We start from the raw sequence: 3,090 nt of genomic DNA, 5'->3' as shown, positions 1-3,090 counted from the left end.
ACTATTATTAGAGAAAAAATTTCTCCTGAAGACAGATTCAATATTACAACAAGTCAAGAGGTTGATACCAATCGTGAAAAAGACATAAGGTCATTTATTAAACTTACAGCAGCCATAGCATCAATAATATTTGTATTAAATATAACTAATGGATACTCTTCTATAAATTTAAGCCTAATGAGTCGTCAGAAAGAAATAGGAAGCCTTTATTCTTGTGGAATGGATTTAGATGAACTTAAAAAAGCTTATGAGAAGGAATTTATAGGAGAACAAATAAAGTCCTTTATAATTTCTATATTAATAAGTCTAGGAGTTATGATTGTTATATCTGTTTTATCTTCTAAGTTAACAATGCTAAATCTTATTGAATACTATGACTATAAGATTTTCATAGGATTTTCTTTATTAGTTTATTGTATAAACTTACTGATATATCATTTTTCATTAAAGAGAATTTTAGATAGACCAACTATTGATTTAATTAGAACAATTTAATTTCAAAAATTTTAGATAGTATTTTAGATAACAAAGACTAACTCTATTTACGAATATACTTTATCTATCCTTGCAGAAAATTTTTAAATGCCAAATAAAGATTTAAGAATGGATTTATAAAATCGACACATTAAAATGTGTTGATTTTATATTTTGAATATTTTTGCATACAAAGATTTATTAAAAATCAAAATTTTATTTATATTAACCAATCAAATTCATTTTTGCATTTTTAAGCATGGGAATGAGTTAAAAGATACTTTTTAGAAAAATCATTATAGTAAAGATATAGAATTAGATATTAAAAATGGAGAGCTCGCCAATGCTTAAAGAATTAAATCTAAAATATGAATGGTTTATCGGCTAATTTTCAAAAGTTGAAATTACGATTTTGTTCTTTAAGCTTATCTTAATTATCATTAGTTTATCATTTAAATACTTGGGTATATAATAGAAGAATAAATTTAAAATAAACTTTTTATAGTTTTATTTAAAGGAGGATTTTATGAAACTTTACTATGCACCGGGTACATGTGCTGTATCCGTTTGGATTGCCCTTGATTGGGCGGGAGTAGATTTTGAAACAGAAAGAGTCAAGTTGGGCTCTTCTGAATACAAAAAGATTAATCCGTCTGGAGCGGTTCCTGCTCTTGATACGGGAGATGGAAATATAAAAACTCAAGCAGGTGCAATATTATCATATATTGCAAACAAGTATAAAGAAAAAGATTTAGGACCTGACGAAGGTCTTGAAGATGAATTTCTATTTAATCAAATTTCAGCATTTTTGTCTGCAGATTATCATCCAGCTTTTTGGCCAATGTTTGGTCCAAGAAACTATACAACAAGTAGGGATGAGAAAGATTTAGAGAAGGTTGTTGAAGCGGCGTATAAAAAGATTAATAGTGTTGCAACGATTTTAGACAATATGCTTGAAGGGAAAACTCATATTTATAAGAATAAAAAAACTGTTCTTGATGCATATGCTTATATCTTAAGTCGTTGGCTTTCAAAGACTCCAAAGTCTTGGACGGAATATCCAAATTTAAAGAAGTTTATGATAACTATGGAAAATGACGAGGATGTTCAAAAGATTATAGAGCTTTCTACAAAGGAAATTTAATAGGTCTTTAAAAGACTTTTTTACTAGGTTTTAGCATGATTTTCATAAAAAATAAAATTTAAACTTAAATTCATGCTAAATTTTTTACAAAAAATTAATATCTAATTAGATATATTTTAGGAGGGTTTTATGAGAATTGGATTAATTGTAGGTTCTTTAAGAAAAAAATCATGGAATAAGTTGGTGGCATTAACAGTAAAGGAACTATTTCCAGAGGAAGTAGAGGCAAATATTATTGATATTTCAAATGTTCCATTATATAACCAAGATTTGGACAAAGACGAACCAGATGAAAATTATAAAAATATAAGAGAAGAAGTAAAAAAATATGATGGTTTTATTTTCTTCACACCAGAATACAATAGGAGCTACACACCTGCAATAAAAAATGTAATTGATGTAGTATCAAGAGATCCTGAAGGAAGTGGATTTAAGAAAAAACCAGCAGCAGTTTTTAGTGCATCTATTGGGAAGTTTGGAGCGATGGCAGCAAATCATGCACTTCGTCAATCATTTATTTATGTAGATTTGATTCCTATGCAACAGCCAGAAGTTTATTTATCAAATGTTCAAGATCTTTTTGATGATGATAAAAAAATGGTTAAAGAAACTAGAGAGTTCTTAAAGAAATGTGTTTATAGTTTTGTCGAGTACGCAAAATTAATAAATAGAAAGTAAATTAAAAAAAAATTTTAAATTAATGAGCTTAAAATGATTAAATAATTTGCATATATTATTAATATTTCAGGAAATCAATTATAGATATAGAAATTTTAGTAGTAGTTTTAAAAGATAATGAATAAAAAGTATCGAAATTTACGATTGCGAAGATAGGTCAAGAATAAATGGCTATTTAGTAAAATTAGAATTGTTATTTTAACGCTTTATATTGGAAACAACAAAAACAGAAATGGCAAAATTATGAAAGAAGAAGCAGTTTATGCTTTAAATGATAAATATGTAAATATATTGTAATTTAAGGAGGATATTATGAATTCAAAAAAAATTAGAGATCAAAAATTCGATCATTTATTAACACCAGAAAATGCAGCTTTTATAGCAATTGATTATCAACCTATTCAAGTTAGTTCCATAAAGAGTATGGATCAAGAAGAACTTGTAAAAAATATAACAAAGACTGCAAAACTTGCAAAACTTTTTAAACTTCCAACAGTTTTAAGTACTGTTAATGTAAAAAATGGTGAGAATGAACCTCAAATAAAAGAAATTGAAGAAATTTTTCCAGATATTGAACCAGTTGATAGAACTACAATAAATTCTTGGGAAGATGAAGAATTTTATGAGGCTGTAAAGAAAACTGGAAGAAAGAAGCTTATTATAACAGCACTTTGGACAGAGGCATGTCTTAGCTTTCCAGCACTTGATGCTCTAAAAGAAGGATATGAGGTTTATGTTGTTGTAGATGCTGTTGGAGGTACAAGTAAAACTGCACACATAGCTGCGCTTAGACG

Annotated in this window: 3 protein-coding genes and 1 pseudogene; all 4 read left to right on the top strand. The window is 27.6% G+C overall.

All coding sequences use genetic code 11. The features are described 5' to 3' along the window. Positions 1–495: pseudogene (locus tag MR285_RS01835) on the top strand (ABC transporter permease); the annotation flags it as partial. A 505-nt stretch (positions 496–1,000) separates the two neighbouring features. Next, positions 1,001–1,618, top strand: a complete 618-nt coding sequence (locus MR285_RS01830) for a glutathione S-transferase family protein (protein ID WP_293557474.1) — start codon at positions 1,001–1,003, stop codon at positions 1,616–1,618. A gap of 129 nt (positions 1,619–1,747) precedes the next feature. After that, on the top strand, positions 1,748–2,296 hold the full coding sequence (locus MR285_RS01825) for an NAD(P)H-dependent oxidoreductase (protein ID WP_293557473.1): 549 nt from the start codon (positions 1,748–1,750) through the stop codon (positions 2,294–2,296). A gap of 312 nt (positions 2,297–2,608) precedes the next feature. Continuing rightward, a partial coding sequence (locus MR285_RS01820) for a hydrolase (RefSeq protein ID WP_293557472.1) occupies positions 2,609–3,090 on the top strand: 482 nt, incomplete at its 3' end.

The organism is Peptoniphilus sp. (genome assembly GCF_022767005.1).
Classification (GTDB): domain Bacteria; phylum Bacillota; class Clostridia; order Tissierellales; family Peptoniphilaceae; genus Peptoniphilus_A.
Note: the sequence above shows the minus strand (reverse complement) of the source record. Positions and strands in the feature narration are given on the sequence as shown.